20 protein-coding genes and 1 pseudogene are annotated in these 20,616 nt (G+C 71.4%); 8 read left to right on the forward strand and 13 right to left on the reverse strand.

Features of this window, described 5'->3' with window-relative positions:
* Positions 1 to 20: 20 nt before the first annotated feature.
* Complete coding sequence (locus tag ACFYXF_RS19610) at positions 21 to 899, reverse strand: helix-turn-helix domain-containing protein (protein ID WP_389350861.1); 879 nt, start codon at positions 897 to 899, stop codon at positions 21 to 23.
* Between the two features lie 497 nt (positions 900 to 1,396).
* On the opposite strand from ACFYXF_RS19610, the gene ACFYXF_RS19615 reads away from it, so the two are divergent.
* The 3 genes from ACFYXF_RS19615 to ACFYXF_RS19625 all read left to right on the forward strand — a co-directional run bounded on the left by ACFYXF_RS19615 (position 1,397) and on the right by ACFYXF_RS19625 (position 3,968).
* Positions 1,397 to 2,491, forward strand: coding sequence for a peptidoglycan recognition family protein (locus tag ACFYXF_RS19615; protein ID WP_389350862.1), 1,095 nt, complete (start codon positions 1,397 to 1,399; stop codon positions 2,489 to 2,491).
* 341 nt (positions 2,492 to 2,832) lie between these two features.
* A complete protein-coding gene (locus ACFYXF_RS19620) occupies positions 2,833 to 3,039 on the forward strand; it encodes a hypothetical protein (protein ID WP_389350863.1) in 207 nt (68 codons plus the stop codon).
* A 68-nt stretch (positions 3,040 to 3,107) separates the two neighbouring features.
* Complete coding sequence (locus ACFYXF_RS19625) at positions 3,108 to 3,968, forward strand: hypothetical protein (protein WP_389350864.1); 861 nt, start codon at positions 3,108 to 3,110, stop codon at positions 3,966 to 3,968.
* Positions 3,969 to 4,008: 40 nt separating this feature from the next.
* Here ACFYXF_RS19625 and ACFYXF_RS19630 read toward each other — a convergent pair whose 3' ends face one another.
* Both ACFYXF_RS19630 and ACFYXF_RS19635 read right to left on the reverse strand, forming a co-directional pair.
* Positions 4,009 to 6,981 carry an AAA family ATPase gene (locus ACFYXF_RS19630; RefSeq protein ID WP_389351205.1) on the reverse strand — a complete coding sequence of 991 codons (2,973 nt, stop codon included), beginning with the start codon at positions 6,979 to 6,981 and terminating at the stop codon, positions 4,009 to 4,011.
* Positions 6,982 to 7,060: 79 nt separating this feature from the next.
* Positions 7,061 to 7,708 (reverse strand): TetR/AcrR family transcriptional regulator, encoded by a 648-nt coding sequence (locus tag ACFYXF_RS19635; RefSeq protein WP_389350865.1) that lies wholly within the window; start codon positions 7,706 to 7,708, stop codon positions 7,061 to 7,063.
* 105 nt (positions 7,709 to 7,813) lie between these two features.
* On the opposite strand from ACFYXF_RS19635, the gene ACFYXF_RS19640 reads away from it, so the two are divergent.
* The 3 genes from ACFYXF_RS19640 to ACFYXF_RS19650 all read left to right on the forward strand — a co-directional run bounded on the left by ACFYXF_RS19640 (position 7,814) and on the right by ACFYXF_RS19650 (position 9,737).
* Entirely contained in the window at positions 7,814 to 8,593 is a 780-nt protein-coding gene (locus ACFYXF_RS19640) for an SDR family NAD(P)-dependent oxidoreductase (protein ID WP_389350866.1), read from the forward strand.
* Between the two features lie 56 nt (positions 8,594 to 8,649).
* Entirely contained in the window at positions 8,650 to 9,060 is a 411-nt protein-coding gene (locus ACFYXF_RS19645; RefSeq protein ID WP_389350867.1) for a nitroreductase family deazaflavin-dependent oxidoreductase, read from the forward strand.
* Positions 9,061 to 9,185: 125 nt separating this feature from the next.
* Positions 9,186 to 9,737 (forward strand): hypothetical protein, encoded by a 552-nt coding sequence (locus ACFYXF_RS19650; protein WP_389350868.1) that lies wholly within the window; start codon positions 9,186 to 9,188, stop codon positions 9,735 to 9,737.
* 26 nt (positions 9,738 to 9,763) lie between these two features.
* Here ACFYXF_RS19650 and ACFYXF_RS19655 read toward each other — a convergent pair whose 3' ends face one another.
* From ACFYXF_RS19655 to ACFYXF_RS19665, 3 genes are read right to left on the reverse strand one after another with little or no spacing between them, the layout of a single operon-like run.
* Entirely contained in the window at positions 9,764 to 10,708 is a 945-nt protein-coding gene (locus tag ACFYXF_RS19655) for a fumarylacetoacetate hydrolase family protein (protein ID WP_389350869.1), read from the reverse strand.
* Positions 10,705 to 12,318 carry an MFS transporter gene (locus ACFYXF_RS19660; RefSeq protein WP_389350870.1) on the reverse strand — a complete coding sequence of 538 codons (1,614 nt, stop codon included), beginning with the start codon at positions 12,316 to 12,318 and terminating at the stop codon, positions 10,705 to 10,707. Before ACFYXF_RS19660 ends, ACFYXF_RS19655 begins: the two co-directional genes overlap by 4 nt.
* Before the next feature lie 42 nt (positions 12,319 to 12,360).
* On the reverse strand, positions 12,361 to 13,290 hold the full coding sequence (locus tag ACFYXF_RS19665; protein ID WP_389350871.1) for an MBL fold metallo-hydrolase: 930 nt from the start codon (positions 13,288 to 13,290) through the stop codon (positions 12,361 to 12,363).
* 145 nt (positions 13,291 to 13,435) lie between these two features.
* Here ACFYXF_RS19665 and ACFYXF_RS19670 point away from each other — a divergent pair, with 145 nt between their 5' ends.
* Together ACFYXF_RS19670 and ACFYXF_RS19675 are read left to right on the forward strand one after the other, a co-directional pair.
* Positions 13,436 to 14,074 carry a TetR/AcrR family transcriptional regulator gene (locus tag ACFYXF_RS19670; RefSeq protein WP_389350872.1) on the forward strand — a complete coding sequence of 213 codons (639 nt, stop codon included), beginning with the start codon at positions 13,436 to 13,438 and terminating at the stop codon, positions 14,072 to 14,074.
* Positions 14,075 to 14,276: 202 nt separating this feature from the next.
* Positions 14,277 to 14,390: pseudogene (locus ACFYXF_RS19675) on the forward strand (3-hydroxybutyryl-CoA dehydrogenase); the annotation flags it as partial.
* Between the two features lie 18 nt (positions 14,391 to 14,408).
* On the opposite strand, the gene hydA reads toward ACFYXF_RS19675, so the two are convergent.
* Genes hydA through ACFYXF_RS19710 form a run of 7 tightly spaced genes read right to left on the reverse strand, consistent with a single transcriptional unit; the run spans position 14,409 to position 20,610 of the window.
* Complete coding sequence (gene hydA / locus ACFYXF_RS19680; RefSeq protein WP_389350873.1) at positions 14,409 to 15,821, reverse strand: dihydropyrimidinase; 1,413 nt, start codon at positions 15,819 to 15,821, stop codon at positions 14,409 to 14,411.
* A gap of 22 nt (positions 15,822 to 15,843) precedes the next feature.
* The gene (locus ACFYXF_RS19685; protein WP_389350874.1) at positions 15,844 to 16,233 is read right to left on the reverse strand and encodes a gamma-glutamylcyclotransferase; all 390 of its coding nucleotides are present in this window, start codon (positions 16,231 to 16,233) and stop codon (positions 15,844 to 15,846) included.
* Positions 16,230 to 17,411: an NAD(P)/FAD-dependent oxidoreductase gene (locus ACFYXF_RS19690; protein ID WP_389350875.1), complete on the reverse strand. Its 1,182-nt coding sequence runs from the start codon at positions 17,409 to 17,411 to the stop codon at positions 16,230 to 16,232. Before ACFYXF_RS19690 ends, ACFYXF_RS19685 begins: the two co-directional genes overlap by 4 nt.
* Positions 17,408 to 18,805, reverse strand: a complete 1,398-nt coding sequence (locus ACFYXF_RS19695; protein WP_389350876.1) for an FAD-dependent oxidoreductase — start codon at positions 18,803 to 18,805, stop codon at positions 17,408 to 17,410. Before ACFYXF_RS19695 ends, ACFYXF_RS19690 begins: the two co-directional genes overlap by 4 nt.
* Entirely contained in the window at positions 18,798 to 19,070 is a 273-nt protein-coding gene (locus tag ACFYXF_RS19700) for a (2Fe-2S)-binding protein (protein ID WP_389350877.1), read from the reverse strand. Before ACFYXF_RS19700 ends, ACFYXF_RS19695 begins: the two co-directional genes overlap by 8 nt.
* 44 nt (positions 19,071 to 19,114) lie before the next feature.
* Positions 19,115 to 19,885, reverse strand: coding sequence for an amino acid ABC transporter ATP-binding protein (locus ACFYXF_RS19705; protein ID WP_389350878.1), 771 nt, complete (start codon positions 19,883 to 19,885; stop codon positions 19,115 to 19,117).
* Positions 19,882 to 20,610 (reverse strand): amino acid ABC transporter permease, encoded by a 729-nt coding sequence (locus ACFYXF_RS19710; protein WP_389350879.1) that lies wholly within the window; start codon positions 20,608 to 20,610, stop codon positions 19,882 to 19,884. The genes ACFYXF_RS19705 and ACFYXF_RS19710 overlap by 4 nt, the downstream gene beginning before the upstream one ends.
* Positions 20,611 to 20,616: the final 6 nt, after the last annotated feature.

The following is a 20,616-nucleotide window of genomic DNA, read 5'->3' on the forward strand; positions in this document are numbered from 1 at the left end:
CCTGTCCCGTCGTTCACCGTTCACCCGTGTCCGCGCCGAAGCCGCCGGTAGTCCGTGGGCGTATGACCGACGTGCCGGCGGAACACGGTGGTGAAGTGGCTGGCCGTACTGAACCCGCACAACAGGCCGATCCTGCCCACCGGTTCGTCACCGGCTTCCAGCAGCCGACGCGCGGCCTCGATCCGCAGTCCGGTGAGGAACTGATGGGGTGTCTGCCCGGTCGCCGTGGAGAACAGGCGCAGGAAGTGGAACCTGCTCATCGCTACCTCCCGGGCCAGGTCGTCCAGGCCGATGCGGTCGTGGAGATGGGCCCGCATGTACGCGGTGACCGTGTCCATCTGCCGGGTACCGAGGGCATGGGGCTCGGCGGGTCCGCTGTGCGGCGGCGCAAGGAGGTGTGCCGCGAGATACTCCGCGGCGGAGTCGGCGTAGAGCTGCCCGGCTCCGGCGTCGCGGGCCCGGAGCAGCGCGGCGGCCATGGAGGTGATCAGCGGATCCTGTTCCGCCAGCCGCTCCAGGGACTGGAGATCGGCGGGCCGGCTGTCGGGCACCTCGGCCGTATGGCGTTCGAAGACGTCCGCCGGCAGGAGGATGTGCACCGTTTCCAGGGGGCCCGGTCCGAGCAGCCGGGAGCGCAGCCTGACGCGGCGTCCGGGAGGAACCAGGCAGGCGTCGCCGGGCGCACACGACGCCGAACGCCACCGGCCGTCACCGGTGTCCGCCTCGAACCGGGCGGTACCCCGCAGGTGCGCGACGATCCGGAACCAGTCCGAGGGCGGCTGCTCCCAGTCGACGACCCCCGGCGCCACGATCCTCCGGGCCACGCTCAGCGCCCGCCAGGGGACCGGGTGCTTCCGCGGCGGGGGCGGCTCCGAAGGTTCGTAGCGGGCAGGTGTCATCGCGCGCATCTCCTGGGAGTGGGAACTCGCGCACGGCGACACCGGCGCACGACGGGGCCACGGGCAACGGCAGAGCCTCGTCGACAGGCGGCACGGGATCACATGGTGCGGAGCCCGATCAATGAGCCGCACGAAGGTGTACGGGCCTGGCCGGATGCCGGGTTGCCCGTCCGCGCCGGAGAACATGCCCCGCAGTGACGGCCTCTCGGGCGCATCGGTCTGTACTCCTGGTGCGTACAGCGGCGTCGGGGTCCTCAGCAGGGCAGGGGAGCCCCCAAAATGCTTGTCAATCAGGGGAGTTGGGGCGATCTGGCGGCGCCGGATGTGGTGCGGCTCATAGCAACCGGTGCGGCGCGACACGCATTTTATAGAGGAGAAGGGAGTGGCGGATGTGTCTCCTGTCCCGTAGCCGTGCGAGGTGACGGGACGTCAGGGCAGCGTTCGCCACGCCGTGCACGACCCGAAGGGATCAGTCCTTGCGTCACAAGAAGCGCGCCATGACTCGTCGTACCGTCCTCGGAGCGGCCGGTCTCGCAGCCGGCGCGGCAGTCGCAGTACCGGTTTTTGCCTCGGCCGCCCCGACCAAGGCCACGACGCGGCAGGAGCGTGTGCCCCGTACCCGGGCGAAGACGTTCTCGGGCGCGGCGGCCAAGTCCGCGGAGCCGGGCTTCCCCGTCGAATACGTCGGGGTCACCTGGACCGGGGCCCAGCGCGGTGCCGCGATCAGACTGCTCGACCAGGACGGCAAGGCGGGCGCGTGGCAGACGCTGAAGCCGGTCTGCGCCGCCGGGGCGGACGGGGACGCCGGGACACCTGCGAAGAACGTGAGCGTGCTGGTGCCGACCGGCGGGGCCGCCGGTTACGAGCTCACGATGCCGGACGGTGCGACCGACGTACGTTCCACCGCCATCGACACCGTCAACGGTCCGACCATGAAGGTCGCCGTGGCCACCGAGACCGCGTCGTTCCGGGGCGTCGAGTTCATCACCCGGGCCGGCTGGGGCGCCGACGAATCCCTCCGCTTCAAGGCGGACGGCACCGAGAACTCGCCGCAGACCTACTACCCGGCCCAGACGCTGACGGTGCATCACACAGCGGGTGCCAACGGCGACTTGGACCCGGCGGCGACCATTCGCGCGTACTACTACCTGCACGCGATCACCAACGACTGGGGTGACATCGGCTACCACTTCCTCATCGACGAGGCGGGCCTCGTCTACGAGGGCCGTTACACGGGCACGGACGGCATCCCGGCCCACAACGCCGACGGGAAGATGGTGACCGCCTTCCACGCCTCCGGCTTCAACTCCGGCAACCTCGGCATCGCCGTACTCGGCACCTTCGAGAGCCAGGCCCCGACCGCCGCGGCCCGCGCGTCGCTGACCAAGCTGCTCGCGGCGCTGTCCGACTACCACGACCTGGACCCCGAGGCCGCCGTCACGTTCGTCAACCCGGTCAACGGCGTCAAGAGGGACGTCCAGATGATCAGCGGCCACCGCGACTGGCTGGCCACCGAGTGCCCCGGCACCACGTTCTACGGTGACCTTCCCGCCCTGCGCGAGGACGTCGCGGCAGCACGTTCCGGAGGCTGACACAGGGCCGGCCCGGTCGGCCACAGCACGCGAGAGGGGCGTCCGCAGGAGCGGACGCCCTGTGACGGCCGGCTCAGGAGGAGCCGACCGGCGATGGCACATACGTACATGGAATACGTACTCCTACCGACGTGTCCCTGACACCCGTGCCGTTTCCTTGCGTTCATGACGACACCGGGCGTGAGAGCGCAGATGCCGAAGAATGTCAGGCCGGCGTTGGTGGGGGTGTGGGTCCAGGCCGGGCTGCTTCGGTTCGTGGCTGTGTTGTCGCCGGCGATCGCGGGGGCGCTCCCGCTGTGAGGTGCGTAGCGAGGCGCCCACCCGGGCCGAGACACTCCGTCGTGACTGTCGTCGCGGCCTTCGACGTCGCCGTCCTGTTTGCAGGGGGGTGTTCCAGCGCCCACGGCACCTCCCTTTCCGGGGATCCGTCCGAGAGCGCGACGGGGGTGTCCGAGTCGCCGACAACGGATCCTTATCCGACCGACCTCTACCCGACGCCCGAACACAGCTTCGACATCGACGACGTCCTCCGCTCTCCCACGCCCTGAGCCCCTTTCACGGATCCAGGCGTGCACCGACCTCTTGACCTCTTTCAACCTCACCCTGGGGGAATCACATGCGTAAGCACACCGCGGCCACCGTCCTTTCCGGCGCCCTCGTACTCTCGGCGGTCGTTCTTCCGGGCGCCGCCCAGGGAGCGGAGCGGCCTGAGGCGGCGGCGGGTCTCAGAGCCCTCGCCTCGCAGAGTGGCCAGCCCAAGGACGCGATCGGCGGTACCACCTTCAAGAACGGAGTCGTCAACAAGGGCAAGGACATCGTTCTCGGTGTGACGGGCAAGAAGGCCGTTCCCGTCACGTTCACCGCCTTCGACGAGGAAGGCGTAGTCCTCACCATGGCGTTCCTGTGGCAGGGCACCGACAGTTCGAGCACGGACACCATCACCGGCGCCCTGGGGACGGACGACAACCCCGTCTGCACGGAGACCACGGTCGAGGGTGGCTACAGCTACAGCTGCAAGACGGTCTTCACCATCGACCCCGCGGTCGACTTCAAGGACGGCAACGGCACCGCGGGGCCCTGGAAGCTCTTCCTGGGCGCCTACGACCTCTACGCGAACGCCAGCGTCGACGACGACGTCGCCAAGGGCGGCAGCATCAAGCGTGCCGCCAAGCTGACCGTCAACGCCACCCCGGAGCCGGTGAAGAAGGGCAAGACCATCACGGTCACCGGCAAGCTGACCCGCGCCGACTGGTCCACGGGCAAGACCCCGGGATACGCGACCCAGCCGGTGAAGCTGCAGTTCCGCAAGAAGGGCAGCAGCGCCTGGACCACCCTCAAGACGGTCAAGACCAGCCGCACCGGCGCCCTGAGCACCACCACCAAGGCCGGTGTCGACGGCGACTACCGCTTCGTCTTCGCCGGCACCTTCACGACCGGCGCCGCGACGTCGCCCGGCGACTTCATCGACGTCAAGTAGGCGGATTCCCGGCCGATACGGGCGTCCGACCGGAACGGGCTCAGTCCTGTTCCGCGCGGGCGTCCCCGAAACGGCTCCCGGCGCGGCGGCGGGCCATCAGCGTGGCCAGGGCGGTACGCGTCGAGACCCCTGTCTTGCGGAAGGTGCGGGAGACATGGGTCTCGACGGTACGCCGGCTGACGTAGAGCCGGTCCGCGATGGCCTGGCTGGTGAGCCCCTGCGCCACCAGCTCGGCTATCTCCAGCTCCCGGGCGGTCAGGGTGGCCAGCCGCTGGGTGAGTCGGGCGCGTTCCGGGGAATCGTACGGAGCCTCGGAGCCGTGACCGGGCGGACGGTTGGCGTCGGCGAGGCCGACCAGCATTCCGCTGCCGCCCGTCTCGGCGAGCCGGCGCCCCCTGAGCCAGGCGCGTGTGCCGCCCCGGTCATGGCCCGCCGCCGCTTCCAGCGGGGCGCCGAGCAGCAGGGAGTAGGCCTCCCAGAAGACCGCGCCGCAGCGGGCGCTCTCCGCCGCGGCCTCCGCGAACAGGTCCGCCGCCGCTGCCGTGTCGCCCTGCGCCAGCGGCAGATGGGCGGTGCTGCGCAGCGCGGACGCCCGCAGCATCGGCAGTCCCAGTTGTTCCGCCTCCTTGCTCGCCCGCTCGGCCCAGCCGCGGGCCTCCTCGGGCCGGTCCGTCACCAGTGCGGCCGTGACCAGGATCTCCAGGTAGAGCGGACGCATCGAGGGCTGGATCCGCTGCAGTTCGGGGCCGCCCGCCCGGAGCATCGCGTCCCGGGCGCGGACCGGGTCGCCGGCCATGAGCGCGGCCCAGCCGAAGATGCACCAGGCCGTGGAGGCCCACCAGTCGACCCCGGTACCGGCCGCGGCCACCGCCTCCTCGGCGACGGCGAGCGGGCGCGGGTCGCCCGGCGGGCAGGCGGCGACGAGTGCCGCGGCCTTGCTCGCCAGGACGAACGCGAGCAACTGGTCGCTGCCGATGCCGCGGGCGATGTCCTCGGCCTGGTCGGCGAGTTCCAGCGCCGAGGAGATCCGGCAGGTCTGGACCCGGATGTGGGACAGGCACAGCAGCAGATGGGGCATGACATAGAGCTGGCCGCTGCGGCGGGCGATGTCGAGGCCGCGTTCCGCGTGCCGTTCGGCGTCCGGGTAGTGCTCCAGGAAGGCCTCCGCCCAGCCGAGCCGGGCCAGTGGTTCGCACAGCGCGGTGAGGTCGTTGTCGGGCAGGGAGTCGACCAGGGCGGCGGCCTGCCGGGCGAGTCCGTGCGCCGCCGTCATGTTGCCCTCGTACGCCTCTCCCAGGGCGGCGACGGCGAGGACGCCCGCCTCCTTGACCTCGTCCCCCAGGGACCGGGCCGCCGCGAGCGCCACCTCGACCTCGGTGCGCACCTGGGCGTACGAGGTGTCGCTGTCCTGGGGCGCGGCCGAGCCCAGCTCCAGGCCGAGCCGGACGACGTCGGCCGGGGCGGGGTCGCGGGCCAGTTCGCGGCGCAACAGTGCGACCGCCTCGGTGCAGCGACCCAGATGACGCTCCACCAGCGCGCACAGGACGACCGCGCGCACTCTGAGGCGGTCCTGGTTCTCGCCGAGGCCCTGGTTCTTGTCGGTGGCCGGGTCACCGGGTGACCGCCGTGGCGTGCGTGGCGTGGCGATCAGTTCCTGGAGCAGGTCGCGGCTCTCGCGCAGGCCGCCGCACGCGGCCAGTGCGCGGGCCCGCTGCAGGACCAACTCGCGCCGCCGGGTGGTGTGTTCGGGGGTGTGCGGCAGGTGGCGGAGTGCCACGTCGAGCCAGTGGGCGCAGCTCGCCGGGGCCGTTCGGGCGGTTCGTGCGGCGGCCTCTTCCAGTACGGCCACCGCTTCCGGGTCCCAGGCGGTCAGCGACTGTTCGACATGGTGGGCCCGTTCGGCGGCGGAGGCGCCCGCGTGGGCCAGTTCCCGCGCGGCGAGCCGGTGGATCTCGACGCGCCTCAGGAGGGGCGTGCTCTCGTGGACGAGGGTCCGCACGACCGGATGCCGCAGGGTCAGCAGGCCCTGCGGGGTGGAGCGCAGCAGGTCGCGGCGGGTGAGGGCGTGGACGTCGGCGGTGAACGCGGTGCCGGAGCGGCCGGTCACCCGGCTCACCATCGCCGGGGTGGCGTGCTCGCCCAGTACCGCCACGGCGTCGACGATGCCGCGCTCGGAGGGGGTGAGCACGGTCAGTTCGTCCAGTAACAGGGTGCCGAGCCCGGGCGGCGCCGAGGACCCGGGCGTCGTACCCCCGCGGTGGGCCTGAAGGAGGGTCAGGAAGTAGAACGGGTTGCCCTCGCTCGCGGCGTACAGCGCGGTGGTCTCGGCGGGCGGCAGGCCGGGGCCGGCCAGCTCGGCGCAGTCGCGTGCGCTCAGCGGTCTCAGGCCGAGTCTGACGACCGTGCCGGTGTCGAGTTCCCGGGTGAGCCTGGCGGCGAGGGACTCGGGGCCCTGGCGGTCACGGCGGGTCACGGCCAGGACGACGGGGGCGTGCACGGGATGGCGTACGAGATGGTCCAGCAGCTCCAGTGACGCCGGGTCCGCCCAGTGCAGGTCGTCGAGGGCCAGCAGCAGCCCGGACGGGGCGGCGAGCCGGGCGAGCAGGGCGGCCGTGGACCGGTGCAGTGCGAAACGGTCGACCGCGCCGCTCCGCCGGCTCCGCTGAAGGAGGGGCGCCACCGCCTCTGTCTCCGTCTTCGGAAAGCCGTCCAGGGCGTCCAGGGCGTGCGGGTCGAGGTGGGCGAGCGCGTCGGTGAACACCTGGAACGGCACCTGCCGCTCGTACTCCGTGGCTCTGCCGCGCAGTACCGTCATCCCGCGTCGGCGCGCCCGTGCGCAGACCTCGCCGAGCAGCCGGCTCTTGCCGATGCCGGCCTCACCGGTGATGTCGACGAGCCGGGAGACGAGCCGGGAACGGCCGCTGTCACGGAGCTCCTCGCCGCCTGCCGTGCCTTGTGCCGCACGGTCGAGCAGCGCGTCGAACCTGGCCAGTTCGACGGAGCGGCCCAGCAACGGAGCCCCGTTCCCGCTGTCCCCAACTACCCCGTCCACTCCCACAGTTGCCCCCCTGTCTTTACATTCCCCTCACATATCATTCTCCCCTGGTGATCGCCGTAACCGTCGCGGCGTACCTGGCGGCCATCATCGCCACGGCCTCGTCCACGACGTGCTCCATGGCCGCGTCGTCGGGAGCCCAGCGGGGCAGGAGCATGCGGGGCCAGAACACGTAGTTGGAGATCATGCCGAGGAACTGTGTGGCGGCCAGTTCCGGATCGTCCAGCACGACCGTGCCGGCCGTGCGCTCGGCCTCCAGATAACGGCGTACCGAGTCGAAGTACGGCATCTTGCCGTGGTTGAACTGCGACTCGGCCAGCTCCGGGAAGCGCGGCAGTTCCGCGATGACGATCCGGAACAGGTCGGCCATGTCCGGGCGGGTGAGCAGTGCCACGTAGCGCCGGCCGATCCGGGCGAGGCCGGCGCGCGGGTCGCCCGGCGGCGGAGCCTCCTCGTCCCCGTCGCCCGCCTGCCAGGACGCGGAGACGATCGCGTCGAAGAGCGCCGCCTTGGTCGGGAACTGCTTGAACAGGGTCGCCTTCGACACCTCGGCGGCCTCGGCGACCCTGGCCAGCGAGGTCCGGTCGTATCCGGAGTCCAGGAAGAGACGGGTGGCCGCGCGCAGGATCGCCGCGCGCTTCTGCTCGGCGACGCGCTGGTGGTAGGCCGACGGCTCGGTGGGCATGGCCCCATCCTAGGCGAGGTGAGTCACTTGACTCGCCATGCGTCGAGCCCGTACGTTCGAATGCGAGGCGAGTCACTCGACTCGCCACTATGAATGGAGCCACCCATGGGACGCTTCGACCACTGCACCGTGCTCGTCACCGGCGGTACCGGAGGCCAGGGGACCAGCCACGTCCGCGCCTACCACGCCGAGGGCGCCAACGTCGTGATCGCCGGCATCGCCGAGGAGCAGGGGCGCGTCCTCGCCGCGGAACTCGGCGACCGCGCCCTCCACGTCCGCCTCGACGTCACCGACGAGGACTCCTGGGACGCCGCAGTCACGGCGGCCGAGGAGCGCTTCGGCCCGTTGTCCGTCCTGGTCAACAACGCCGGCGTCCAGAACCCGGCCGCCCCGATCGAGGCCACCGACCGGCGGGTGTGGGACCGCGTCCTCGACATCAACCTCACGGGCACGTTCCTCGGCATCAGGGCGGCGGTCCCCTCGCTGCGCAGGGGCGGCGGGGGTGTCATCGTCAACATCGCCTCCACCTCCGGCATGGGCGGCACCGCCTTCTACGCCCCCTATGTCGCTGGGAAGTGGGCGATACGAGGGTTGACGCAGACCGCCGCGCTGGAGCTGGGCCGCGACAACATCCGCGTCAACGCCATCCACCCCGGCGTCATCGCCACACCGTTCATCACCGAGCCCGCCGTCGGCAGCGACGCTCCGATCTCGGACTTCTACTCGCCCGAGCCGTTCGCCGTACCCCGGCTCGGCGAACCGGCCGACATCACCCGCGCCCTGCTGTTCCTCAGCTCGGACGACGCGTCCTTCGCCACCGGCGCGGAGTTCGTCATCGACGGCGGACTCCTCCTCGGTCCCGCCCTCAAGCACGCAGCCGCCTGACCCGACGCCACAGGCCACAGCCGTACGAGGAAATAGGAAAGAGGAAAGGAGCCACCGTGGACGCGACGGTACGCGCGGCCATCGAGATCACCCCGGCCGCCGGGACGGCCGAGCGGATCATCGACATCACCACGACGGGACGCCGCACCGGCCGCCCCCGCCGCATCGAGATCTTCTTCTACCGGGCCCTGGGGGAGACGTACCTGTGCAGCGGCACGTCGGGCCGCCCGACGAGCTGGTACGCCAACCTCCTGGCCCACCCGGAGTTCACGCTCCACCTCAAGCACGGGCTGCGCGCCGACCTCGCCGCACGGGCCACGCCCGTCACGGACGGCACCGAACGCCGCCGGGTCCTGGCCGAGATCGTCGCCGACCTCAACCAGCCCCACAACCCGGGCACCATCGCCCAGCCCACCCGCCCGGAGGACTGGCTGGACAGCCGGCTCGCACGGATCACCTTCCTCTGAACCGGCCTTCCGGCTGAACCGCCCCTCCGGCCGGCGCCCCCGGAGGCGAGTACCCCGGCTGCGGCACCCGCGAGCGCGCCGGGGATCGTAGGCATCACACCCGAAGGTTCGGAGAAGGAGCCCTGATGGCGGACATGACGCGCCCGGAGGGCGAGCGGCGACTGCCCCTCGCGCTTCTTGTGCTGGTCTGTTGTGTGTTCCTGCTGATCGCCGGGGCGATCCTCGCGGGACCGCTGATGGCCTTCGGGTTCAAGGACGACGCGTTGCCGAAAGCCCCGCGGGAGAAGCACGGGGTCCCCGGCGCCGCGCTCCGGAAGACCTTCCGGCTCGCGGTGCCCGCCGGGGCCCGGAACGCCTCCTACCTGGTGGTCCCGGGCGACGGCGGTGCGGAGAGCGGCCAAGACCTCTATCTGCGCTTCCGCACCGGCCCCGCAGGCCTCAAGGCGTTCCTGGCCTCGCTGGACAGGACCACCGGGGACCTGGTGACCGACGACCCCGTCCTGGAGCAGGACGACATCGAATCCGTCGGGCTTCCCTGGACGATCGGAACCGAGGGGCACCTGGCCGGTCTCTACGCGGACATCCCCGAGCAGGGCGACACGGCAGGCACGGCCCTGGTGACCGTCGACGAGAGCGACGCGGCCGAGCCTCTGGTCTACGCACATGTGACCGTCTAGCCAGAGGTCGGCCACGTCCGGTGGGGTCATCGCCTGCGGCGGGCGGAGGGCAGCGGCACCGGAGCCACGCCCTCGACGACCGTGTTGCTGATCGTGCCGATGCCCTCGACCGTCATGGTGACCGTGTCGCCGGGGGTCAGCGGCGGGGGTTCGAAGGTGCCGCCGCGGCCCCAGAGTTCGGCCAGGCAGCCGCCGTTGCCGCAGGTGCCGGAGCCCAGGACGTCACCGGGGCGGATCCAGGTGCCGCGGGAGGCGTACGCCGCCATCTCCTCGAACGTCCAGGCCATGTCGGCCAGTCGGTCCCGGCCGACGTTCTCGCCGTTGACCTGGACGGTCAGGGCGAGGTCGAGGAAGCCCTCCGGGGTGCGGTGGGCTTCGAGTTCGTCGGCGGTGACGAGCCAGGGGCCGAGGGTGGTGGCGGTGTCCTTGCCCTTGGCCGGGCCGAGTTTCACCTTCATCTCGCGGCCCTGGAGGTCGCGGGCGGACCAGTCGTTGAGGATCGTGTAGCCGAGGATGTGGTCGCGTGCCCGCTCGGGGGTGAGGTCCCGGCCCGCCCTGCCGATGACGGCGGCCACTTCGAGTTCGAAGTCGAGGCGTGTGCAACCCGGCGGTACCGGTACGTTGTCGTGGGCGCCGATCATCGCGTACGGGTTGGTGAAGTAGAACGCGGGGGCCTCGTACCACTCCTCGGGGACCGTGTCGCCGTACCCCTGGGCGACGCCTTCGACGTGGCTCTCGAAGGTCATGTAGTCGCGTACGGTCGGCGGTCGCAGTGGTGGCAGCAGCCGTACGTCGGCCAGGGGCAGCGGCAGAGTGCCGGTCAGGGCGCGTTCGCCCGCCGAGCGCAGGGACTGCTCGCCCTCCACGATCAGGTCCAGCAGCTCTACGGGGTGTTCGAACGGGTGGACCTGGTCGCCGGCGACGGCTCCCGACCGCCGTTTCCCGTCGTGGACGAAGGTCGCGAACCTCATGCCGTGCTCCCCTCCGCCCCGGCCGGCCGGGTGCCACCGGGCCGGAAGCCGACGAAGACGGCGGCGATCGCGGCGGCGGCCACGCAGGCGACGGCGGTGAGGATCAGTCCGTTGTTGTAGCCGTGGGCCAGGGCGTCCGTGGTGTACGGGGCGAGCTTGGCGCTGAGCGGGCCGAGGTCGGCGGTGTGCAGGGCGATCGGGCCGCCTTCGTGCAGGACGGCGGAGGCGATGCCGTGCTCCTCGGGGGTGAGGCCCAAGTCGGCGAGACTGCCGGTCAGTTGACTCGACGCCAGGCCGAGGGCGACGGCGCCGACGACCGCCGGGCCGAGGGTCTGACCGAGATCGCGGACCAGGCTGGTGGTGGCGCTGGCCATACCGGTCAGGGTGGGCGGTACGACGTTGACGGCGGCGGCGGTGAGGGCGGCGACGACCAGACCGAAGCCGACACCGTTGAGCACCAGCGGCCCGAGCAGGGGGATCAGGCCGCTTTCGTGGATCGGCACCGCCCGCAGCCACAGTTGGGCGACGGCGAGCGAGACGAACCCGGTGACCAGCATGGGGCCGGGGCCGACGCGGTGCAGCAGGCGGACCAGGAGCGGCCAGATGAACGGGGTGATGCCCTGGACGACCAGGAAGGGCACCGCGGTCTGGAAGGGGCTCTGGTGCTGGATGACGCCGAGGCGGATGCTCAGGTCGTACGCGCCGCCGAGGAAGCCGAACATGCCGATCACCGCCATCGCGGCCGACGCGGCGAAGGCCGGGATGCGGAACAGCTCCAGGCGCAGCATCGGGGACGCGCTGCGGTTCTCCACCGTCACGAACGCGGCGAGGAACACGACGAAGGCGACGAAGCACGCGACGACGGGTGCCGAGCCCCAGCCGTCGGAGGGGCCCTGGATGATGCCGTACAGGAGGGTGAGCATGGCCAGGGCGATGGTGATCTGTCCCGGCCAGTCGAGCGAACGGCCCTCGGGGGCGCTGGACTCGGTGGCCAGCAGCCAGGCCGCCGCCGCGGTGATCACGGCGAGCACTCCGGTCACGCCGAACGCCCACTGGAAGGAGGCGTGCTCGACGATGCCACCGGACATCAGCGGAGCGATCAGGGCACCCAGCGACAGGGCCGTGGTCCAGGAGGCCAGGCCCTTGGCGCGCGCGGCCGGTGTCGGCGTGCCGGCGATGACCATCGACAGGGAGGCGGGGAAGAGCGCGGCGGCTCCGATGCCGGAGATCGCCTGGCCGGTGATCAGCTGGGCCGCCGAGTCGGAGGTGGCCGACACCAGGTAGCCGACGGCGGACAGCAGCGCCGCGCAGACCACCAGCTTCTTACGGCCGTACAGGTCGCCCACGACGCCGAAGGTCAGGGCGAGGACGGCGGCGGGCACCAGGAAGGCGTCGCTGATCCAGGTCAGTTCGCCGCCGGACGTCTGGAGGGTGCGCTGCATGACGCCGTTGATCGCGGCGGGCAGGACCAGTCCGATCTGGGCCAGGCAGACCGCCAGACAGGCGGCGACGATCGTGCCGGTGTGGCGTGCCGTGGTGGCCCTTTCGGTCGGTGCTGCATCGGGCGACGGGGCGGCGGCAGGTGGGTCGTAGGCGGGAGTGGAGACCATGTCTCCTCCTTGCGAGGTCAGGGCAGGCGAGGTGGGGCGTCGTCAGACGCGGGGGCAGAGCTCGGCCATGCGGCCGAACAGACCGGGGCCGTCGAGCGGGGGCAGTGCGGGGTCGAGCTCCCGGTAGACGGTGTGCACGTTGACGGCGAGGCGTTCGCTCTCGTGCAGGTCGGCGAAGCGGCCCAGGCGGATGTCGCGGGCCGCGTCCATGGCCGGCATTCCGGCGGTGAAGCGGGCGGTGGCCTGCTCATGGACGTATTCGAGGTAGTCGCGGATCTCACGGACCGTCCGCTTGGTGGTGACGGGGCCGTGGCCGGGCACGACGATGTCCGCGTCGAGGCCCAGCAGCAGATCGCAGGCGGCGAGCCAGCGGGCGAAGGGGCCGTGCCAGACGACCGGCGCCGCCCCGGCGAAGACGATGTCGCCGGTGTAGACGGTCCGGGCCCGCGGCACGTGCACGATCGTGTCCCCGGCGCTGTGCGCGGGACCCACGTCGATGAGGCGGACCTCGGTGCCGCCGACGTCCAGCACGGTCTCGCCGTCGAAGACCCGGTTCGGGAGGACGGGTTCGATGCCGGCGTGGTCGAAGCGGCTGAAGATCCGTCGCGCGAAGTGTCCGGCGGGGCTGTCCATGCCGGTCAGCGCCCGCATCTCGGCCGGACCCACCTGACGCATGTCCGCGACGGACCCGCGGGCCGCGATGATCTCGGCGTGGGCCACGAGCTGGTTGCCGAACCAGTGGTCGCCGTTGCCATGGGTGTTGACCACGGTGGAGATCGGCGCGGTCGCGGTCAGCGGTGTCAGCGCGTCGAGCATGTTCCTGGTCAGCCGCAGGTCGTAGAGGGTGTCGACGAGCAGTGACGCGCCCCGGCCGGTGATCAGCCCGGCGTTGCTCATGCCCCAGCCGACATCGCCCGCGATCCAGGCGTGACAGCCGTGTCCGAGCTCGACACAGCCTGTCCGGGATGCCACGGAAGCCACGTTGCCTCCTGTCTCGTCCCGCACGGATGGCGAGACTTCAGTACATTGCTGGACTGGAGTCCATCAATGGCCGACAATCTAAGAAGGTGGTGGGGCGGCGTCAATACCCGTGCGGCCCTGTGCTGTACTGGCGGCCATGAAGATCCCGGAGACAGGAGCCGAAACCGTGCCCGCGGCGCCGCCCGCCGGACGCCGGGAACGCAAGCGGCAGCAGGTGCGCGACCAGCTCTACGCCTCGGCGCTGCACCTGTTCGTCAGCCAGGGGTACGAGGCGACGACCATGGACCAGATCGCCGAGACCGCCGACGTCGCCCGGGCCACCGTCTTCAACCACTTCTCGCAGAAGGTCGGGTTCCTCGAGGAATGGGGGGCCCGCCGCCGCGCCCGCGTCAACGAGATCCTCGGCTCCCAGGGCGCCGAGGACCTGCCGGTCGGCGACCGCCTGCGCCGTTACCTGAAGGAGATGGCCGACCTCAACGTCGTGTCCCGCGCCGAGACCACCGTCCTGATGGACGCCTCCGCGCGGTACGGCCGCCTTCTCCAGGACCCGTCCCTGGAGATCGAACTCGCCAGGATCGTCGAACAAGGGCGGCGGCGTGGGGAGATCAGGGCGGACGTCGACTGCGAACAGGCCGGACAGCTGCTGGCCGCCTGTTACTTCACGACGATCCTGCGCTGGATCCGAACGGAGCCGGCCCCCTTCGACCTCCACCAGCGAGTCGCCGGCGCGCTCGGCATCATCCTGCGGGGCCTCCTCGACGGCGAAGCGGTCTGACGCGGCATGTCACCTCGTCCAGCCGCACGCGCGAAGGTGGCCAACCCGTCGGCCCGGCCTACGTCCTGGGCTTTCTGGTGGGTCGCTGGGGCGCCGCCTTCTCGTGGCCTCCGAAAGCCGGGTCGGCAGTGTGGCGCTGAACTTGAGGCCGTTCAGCGCACGCGCATCCACGGTGGGAAGGCACAGTTGGCCGACGGCCTCCGAGATGGCCGACCTCATCGGCCTCGACAACCCCAGGGCCGTCGCCGACTCCATGTACGAGGAGTTCAAGGAGCCTCTGCATTCCCCGCCACCGCCGCTGAGGATGGTCGACGCAGTCTCCGATCCGGCCGGATCAGCAGACCAAGGACCCGCTCAGTGGCCCCGAACGCAGATGGCGGCCCCGGGGTTCGGGGTCCGTCAGGCGGCCGGCCTCGATGACGGGGCGGCCGGCCACCAGGACGGTCTGGGGCCAGCCGGTGACCTGGATGCCCTCGTACGGGGTGTAGTCCGTGGCCATGTGCAGGCCGGTGCTGCGGACGGTCCGGGTGGCCGTGGGGTCCCAGATCGCCAGGTCGGCGTCCGCGCCGGGGGCGATGACGCCCTTGCGGGGGTACAGGCCGTTGAGCCGGGCCGGGTTGGCGCACATCAGCTCGACGAAGCGGCCCGCCGGCAGCCCGCCCTTGACCACCAGCTCGCTGAAGATCACCGGCATCCGGGTCTCAACTCCCGGCAGGCCATTGGGCATCGCCCGTACGTCGTGGCTCACCGACTCCTTCTGGGCCGTGTCGTAGCAGCAGTGGTCGCTGCCGATGGTCGCCACCTGGCCCAGGAGCAGCCGTGAGCGCAGTCCGGCTACCGTGTCGGCGCCGCGCAAAGGCGGGCAGCACACGAAGCGTTCGGGGTGCGGGCCCTCGTACGCCGTGTCGTCCAGGACCAGGTGGTGGGCGACGGTCTCGGTGAAGGCGCGTACGCCCCGGCCGCGGGCGCGGGCCACCAGGTCGACGGCCTCGGGTGTCGACTGGTGGACGAAGTACACGGGGGCCGAGACCGATTCGGCGATGGCGAGGATCTCGGCGACCGAGGCGTTCTCGGCCAACTCCGGCCTCGTACCGGCGTGATGGCACGCGCTGATCGACCCGGCCGCCTCACCGCGTTCCTGCGTGTCCGCGATGATGTGGTCGGCCTCGCAGTGGATGACCACCATGCCGCCCAGGTCCCGCAGTGTCGTCATCACGTTCAGGATCGTCTTCTCGTCGGCCATCGTCTCGCCGCGGTACGTGGTGAACATCTTGACCGTGACGATGCCGTCGGAGGTCAGCGAGCGCAGCTGCTCCGGCACGGTGTCGTCCCACTCGACCACACACGCGTGCAGCGCGCTGTCGCACAACCCCTGTGCCGCCTTGGCGCGTTGGGTGGCGGCGACGTCGGCCGGGTTCTCGCCGGGGCGCGGGATGGCGAAGTCCACGATCGTGGTCGTACCGCCGAAGACGGCCGCCGTGGTCGCCTGGCGGTAGTCGTCGAGGGAGGTGAAGTCGCCCGAGGTGAAGCCGACATGGCAGTGCGGATCCACCCCGCCGGGCAGGACGAGGCGTCCGGACGCGTCGATCTCGGTGGTGCCGGGCGGCTGCGCGGCACGGTACGCGCCCGGCTCCACCACCCCCAGCACCTTTCCGCCGCCCACCAGGACGTCCGCGGTGCCCTGCCAGTCGGCGTTGACCACGGTGCCACCGCGGACCACGAGATCGATCGGATCGGGATGAGACATGGTGAGAACCTCCAGCGAGGGGTCAGAGGGTGGTGGCGAGGTAGGCGTGCCAGCCGCCGTGGGCCGTGATGTCGACGACACCGGGGGCCGTCAGCGCGGAGGCGCGCATGCGCATCGAGAAGGAACCCGAGCCGTCCTCCAGGGTGATGACGCCCAGTTCGAGTTCCTCGGGCTCCTCGGGGAGCAGCTGCTCGCGCAGCACCTCGTAACTCACCTCGTACACCTCGCCGTTGATCGCCGCGCCGCCCTCCGTGACCGGGTGCAGGCCGGGGAACTCGTCGCGTACGGAGAAGAAGCGGTACGAGGCCGCCGTGCGGGCGGGGCCGAGGAGGCGGGCGTCGCTCAGCGCGTGGTTGAGGGTGCCTCCGGACATGGCCTGGCCGTTGACGAACATCCTCAGGGTGGTGGTCATGGTGCCGTGGCCTTTCGGGGAGTGGGGACAGTGGCCTTGTGGAGCAGGCGGGCGGGGCCCAGGTCGTCCACCGGGTCGGCCGGGGGCTCCCCGGCGATCTGGCGGGCCAGCGTGTCGCCCCACACCGGGGCGAGGGTGAACGCGTAGGTGCCGCCCGCGACGAAGAACCCGGGGTGGCCCGGGACTTCGCCGATCACCGGCATCTCGTCCGGGGTCGCGGCCAGTGGCCCGGCCCACATGCGCAGCAGCCGCAGGTCGCCGAGGAACGGCAGGATCCGTCCGGCCTGGGCGAGGTTGCCGGCCATGCTGGGCAGGCTGACGGTGCTGCGGCCCGCCATGTCGAGCTTCGCCGCGGGCCAGCCGCCCCCGATCAGCAGGTTGCCGGCGCTGACCTGCTTGACCGACATGCCCTCGCCGATGTGCTGGACCAGGTGGTGCATCACCGGCGGGACCCGCACGGTCACATGCATCTGGATGGCGACCGGGGACATCCGTATCCCCACCCCCGCGAGCGCGGAGATCTCGGTGATCCACGGTCCGGCCACGTTGACGACGACGGGCGCGGTCCAACTCCGGTCGCCCGAGAGCACCTTGTAGTCGTCGCCGGCCCGCTGGACGCCGGTCACCGGGGTGAAGGCGTGCACCTCGGCGCCGAGGCGGCGGGCGGCCGTCAGATAGGCCGGGGTGATCAGCAGCGGGTTGGCGTAACCGTCGAGCGGACACCAACTGGCGGCGCGTACACGGTCGGAGAGGAGCGGCAGGCGCTTGCGGGCCTCGTCGCCGGTGAGCACCTCAGTGGGGATGCCCGCCTCGCGCTCCCACTCGTGCTTCTCCCTCAACTCCTCTTCCTGTACGGCGGTTTCGGCGACCATGAAGCCGCCGCCGCGCCGCAACTCCACGTCCGCGCCGAGCCGTTCCTCGATCTGCGCCCAGTGGTCCGACGCCCTGCGTTGCAGCGGCAGCAGCCGGGCACTGTCGACCGGGACCTCCTGGCCGGGGCGACGGGTGTGGATGGCCTGGATGTGGAGGTTGCCCGCGGTGGTGCCGGAGCCTTCCCTGTTGGGGGCGCCGCGCTCCAACACCACGACGCGGTAACCGCGTTCGGCGAGATGGAAGGCGGCACTGGCGCCGAGAACGCCGGCGCCAATGACGATGACGTCCGGCTGTGCGTCGGTCACCGGTCCGCCACCTCCCGCCCTCCGGCCGCCTCGACCGTCGTGGCCATCGGCAGCGGTCGCAGCGGCATCCGGGCCGCGAAGGACTCCGGTTCCCGGTCCGGCCCGGAACCCCGCGCGGCCAGCGCCGCGACGATGTGGCCGCATTCGCGTCCCTGGCAGGGGCCCATACCGGCACGGGTGGCGGCCTTGGTGCCGTGCAGATCGTTCCAGCCGGTGGCGACGGCCTGCCGGATCTCGCCCGCGGTGACGCCCTCGCAGCGGCAGACCTGGGTGGTGTCGGCGAGGTCCGCCAGAGCGGGCAGGGGATAGAGACGGTCGGCCAGTTCCGCGAAGCGGTCCAGGGCGCGGGCCCGGCGACGGAGGCCGGCCACCCGCACGGGTGCGCGTTCCGGTGCCAGGCGGCGCAGGATCGCATGGGCGGCGAGCTGTCCTCGTACGCCTGCCGCGTGGACGCCCGCGATACCGGCGCAGTCCCCGGCGACGTACAGCCCGTCCACCGAGGTCGCGCCGTCCGCGTCCACGACGGGGAGCTGTTCCGTGCCCGTCGGGTCCGGTTCGGTACGGCAGCCGAGGAGGCGGGGGAGTTCGGTGCTGGGGCGGAAGCCGAAGCCGACGCACAGCGCGTCGGTCTCGACCCGGCGGACGCCACCGTCCGCGCCCGCTATGTCCACCGCGGTGACCTGGGTGTCGCCGTGCGCGGCCACCACGCGCGCACCCTGTTCGACGCGTACGCCGTGCCGGGCGAGGGTCAGCAGATAACGGGCCGCCTCCGCGAGCCGCGCGGGCTGCCGCAGCGCACCGCCGATCACCGAAGTCCGGGGCCGGTACGGGTGGTTCAGCTCGACCAGCGCCTCGATCCCGGCGCCCGCCTCCAGCAGCGCGCAGGCGACCGGGAGCAGGAAAGGACCGGTCCCGGCGAGCACCACCCGCCGGCCCACCGGGACCCGGTCCATGGTGGCCAGATGCAGGGCGAACCCGGGGGTGACGACACCAGGCAGGGTCCACCCCGGGAAGGGCAGGGTGCGTTCGTACGCGCCGGTGGCGGCGAGCGTGGCACGGGCGCGCACCTGGCCGAGCGCGCCGGTGTGCACGTCGCTGGTGAACAGGGTGCGCCCGTCGTCCTCGGCGCCCCAGACCAGGGTGCCGGTGCGGCAGTCGACGCCCGACTCCCGTACCTGGCGGATCAGTTCGGTGCCGCGCGGGCGGAAGTCGCCGAAGGACGCGGCGAGTTGCTCGGCCCGGCGCTTGTAGTACTGGCCGCCGAGGGTGTCGGACTCGTCGAGCAGGACCACCCGCAGCCCGCCCCGGGCGAGGACCAGCGCCGCGTGCAGTCCGGCGGGGCCGCCGCCGACCACCGCTGCATCCGTCTCCGACTCCTCGATGACGTCAGCCATGTGCCGCCGTCCGGATGTCCATGCCGTCGGTGACGTGCGCGGTGCAACTGCGGGAACCCGGACGGCCGTTGATGGTCACCTCGCACTCCATGCAGACCCCCATCCCGCAGAACGGGCCGCGCGGCTGGCCGTTGACCGGGTTGCGGCGCAGCGGCCAGATCCCGGCCGTGACCAGGACGGCGGTCACGGACTGGCCCGCCCAGGCCTGGCTGGGGCTGCCGTCGATGGTGACGGTGACGGTCTCCGGCAGAGGGCGTGTGCTCATGGTGGTGCTCACTGGGGTCATGGGGGGTGGAGGACATACGAGGGTCACAGGATTCGCTCCAGGAACTGCCGGGTGCGTTCGTGCTCCGGCGCGGAGAAGAACACGTCCGGGGACTTGTCCTCCACCACCAGGCCGTCGGCGATGAACACCACCCGGTCGGCCGCCGCGCGGGCGAAGCCCATCTCATGACTGACCACGATCATGGTCATGCCCTCCTCGCGGAGCCGGACCATGACGTCGAGCACCTCCCCGACCATCTCCGGGTCGAGCGCCGAGGTCGGTTCGTCGAAGAGCAGCAGTTCGGGCCGCATCGCCAGGGCGCGGGCGATGGCCACCCGCTGCTGCTGGCCGCCGGAGAGCTGGGAGGGGTAGGAGCCGGTCTTGTCGGCGAGGCCCACCATCGCCAGCAACTCGCCTGCGGCGGCGCGTGCTTCGGCCTTGGACACGCCGTTCACGTGCACGGGACCGGACGCCACGTTGTCCAGCGCGGTCATGTTCGGGAACAGGTTGAACTGCTGGAACACCATGCCGGTACGCCGCCGTTGGACGGCGATCCGCCGTTCCCGCAGGGCGCCCTTCTCGCCGTAGCCGATCCGCTCGCCGCAGATGCTGACGGTGCCCGAGTCGGGCGCCTCCAGGTGGTTCAGGGTGCGCAGGAAGGTGCTCTTGCCGCCGCCCGACGGGCCCAGGACGAGGACGACCTCGCCCTGCCGGACCGTCAGGTCGATGCCCTTGAGGACCTCGACCCCGCCGTACGACTTGCGTACCTGGCACGCTTCGACGACCGCGGGAGCGGCTGTCTTCTCGATGGTCATCGGGTCTCCAGTTCGAGTGCCGGTACGGTGGCGCTCTTGATGCGGCGGCCACGGCTCGGCCCGGTCTGGTGACCGCGGCCCACCCGGACCTCCAGCCACCGCTGGACCAGCCCCCACAGGGTGGTCATCGCCAGGTAGTACAGGGCCGCCGCGGTGAGGCCCTCCAGGACGCGGAAGTTGGTCTGGACGGCGAACTGGGTGCGGCGCAGCAGCTCTTCGACGGAGATCACCGAGACGAGCGTGGTCGTCTTGAGCAGGCCGTTGAAGCTGTTGCCGAGCGGCGGGACCATCACCCGCAGCGCCTGCGGCATGACCACCACCCGGAACACCTTCCAGGGCGGCATGCCCAGAGCACGGGCCGCCTCGGACTGACCGCGCGGGACCGAGAGGACCCCGGCGCGGACGATCTCCGAGAGGTACGCCGCCTCGTTGAGGACCAGACCGGTCAGTGCCGCGCTGATCACGCCGAGGCGCAGGCCCACCTGTGGCAACCCCGTGTAGATGATGACCAGTTGGACCAGCAGCGGGGTGCCGCGCATCAGCCACACATAGAAGCCCGTGACCGCCCGGACCGGTGCGATGCGGGACGCTCTGCCGAGCGCCACGAGCACGGCGAGCGGAAGGGCGAGCACCATGCTGACCGTGGTCAGCCAGATCGTCGTCCAGGCTCCCTGAATGAGCTGGGGATTGGTGAGGAAGGAGAAGAAGGCATCCCAGGACCACATGGCTCT

This window comes from Streptomyces sp. NPDC002680, from assembly GCF_042889145.1.
GTDB classification, from domain to species: domain Bacteria; phylum Actinomycetota; class Actinomycetes; order Streptomycetales; family Streptomycetaceae; genus Streptomyces; species Streptomyces adonidis.

What these genes read in the sequence shown, in the direction of transcription:
- ACFYXF_RS19655 (WP_389350869.1), bottom strand. Translation starts at nt 10,708, where the DNA reads ATGAGGTTCGCGACCTTCGTCCACGACGGGAAACGGCGGTCGGGAGCC.
- ACFYXF_RS19625 (WP_389350864.1), top strand. Translation starts at nt 3,108, where the DNA reads ATGCGTAAGCACACCGCGGCCACCGTCCTTTCCGGCGCCCTCGTACTC.
- ACFYXF_RS19700 (WP_389350877.1), bottom strand. Translation starts at nt 19,070, where the DNA reads ATGAGCACACGCCCTCTGCCGGAGACCGTCACCGTCACCATCGACGGC.
- hydA (WP_389350873.1), bottom strand. Translation starts at nt 15,821, where the DNA reads ATGTCTCATCCCGATCCGATCGATCTCGTGGTCCGCGGTGGCACCGTG.
- ACFYXF_RS19710 (WP_389350879.1), bottom strand. Translation starts at nt 20,610, where the DNA reads ATGTGGTCCTGGGATGCCTTCTTCTCCTTCCTCACCAATCCCCAGCTC.
- ACFYXF_RS19635 (WP_389350865.1), bottom strand. Translation starts at nt 7,708, where the DNA reads ATGCCCACCGAGCCGTCGGCCTACCACCAGCGCGTCGCCGAGCAGAAG.
- ACFYXF_RS19640 (WP_389350866.1), top strand. Translation starts at nt 7,814, where the DNA reads ATGGGACGCTTCGACCACTGCACCGTGCTCGTCACCGGCGGTACCGGA.
- ACFYXF_RS19610 (WP_389350861.1), bottom strand. Translation starts at nt 899, where the DNA reads ATGACACCTGCCCGCTACGAACCTTCGGAGCCGCCCCCGCCGCGGAAG.
- ACFYXF_RS19660 (WP_389350870.1), bottom strand. Translation starts at nt 12,318, where the DNA reads ATGGTCTCCACTCCCGCCTACGACCCACCTGCCGCCGCCCCGTCGCCC.
- ACFYXF_RS19650 (WP_389350868.1), top strand. Translation starts at nt 9,186, where the DNA reads ATGGCGGACATGACGCGCCCGGAGGGCGAGCGGCGACTGCCCCTCGCG.
- ACFYXF_RS19695 (WP_389350876.1), bottom strand. Translation starts at nt 18,805, where the DNA reads ATGGCTGACGTCATCGAGGAGTCGGAGACGGATGCAGCGGTGGTCGGC.
- ACFYXF_RS19705 (WP_389350878.1), bottom strand. Translation starts at nt 19,885, where the DNA reads ATGACCATCGAGAAGACAGCCGCTCCCGCGGTCGTCGAAGCGTGCCAG.
- ACFYXF_RS19615 (WP_389350862.1), top strand. Translation starts at nt 1,397, where the DNA reads ATGACTCGTCGTACCGTCCTCGGAGCGGCCGGTCTCGCAGCCGGCGCG.
- ACFYXF_RS19670 (WP_389350872.1), top strand. Translation starts at nt 13,436, where the DNA reads ATGAAGATCCCGGAGACAGGAGCCGAAACCGTGCCCGCGGCGCCGCCC.
- ACFYXF_RS19685 (WP_389350874.1), bottom strand. Translation starts at nt 16,233, where the DNA reads ATGACCACCACCCTGAGGATGTTCGTCAACGGCCAGGCCATGTCCGGA.